Below are 467 nucleotides of genomic sequence, written 5' to 3' on the forward strand. Positions count from 1 at the left end.
CCGCCGGCCCCCGGGCCGCCCCTCCTCGTGGGGGGGGGGGGGGCGGCCCGCCCCCCGTCGCGCCCCCGCGGGGCCGCGGGCCCGGGGGCCGGTCCTGCTGTTCCGGGCGACGGTCGGCGGCAAGGAGATCCACGGCATCGACCTCCTGCACCTGGACGAGGACGGACGCATCAAGGAGTTCACCGTGATGGTCCGCCCGGCCTCCGCCGTCCAGGCGCTGGGCGAGGCGGTGCTCGCCGGGCTGGTCGCCGACGGGCTCGCCCCCGCCCCGTAGACCCCGGTCCTCAGCAGACCCGGGACTCAGCTGGCCCGCGCCGCCTCCAGGGCGTGGGGCCCCCCGGCCCCGGGGGCGGGGGGGGGGGGGGGGGGGGGGGGGGGGGGGGGGGGGGGCGGGGGGGGGGCGGCCGGCGGGGCGGGCGCCGCGCCCCGCCGCGGGGGGGGGGGCCCCGAAGGGGGCGGGCGGCCCC

1 pseudogene is annotated in these 467 nt (G+C 85.4%); it reads left to right on the forward strand.

What is annotated here, in order from left to right:
- Window positions 1-274, forward strand: a pseudogene (locus JS521_RS17665) (hypothetical protein); the annotation flags it as partial.
- Window positions 275-467 lie beyond the last annotated feature (193 nt).

Origin of the sequence: Streptomyces durocortorensis, from assembly GCF_016901035.1 — a bacterium.
GTDB lineage: Bacteria > Actinomycetota > Actinomycetes > Streptomycetales > Streptomycetaceae > Streptomyces > Streptomyces durocortorensis.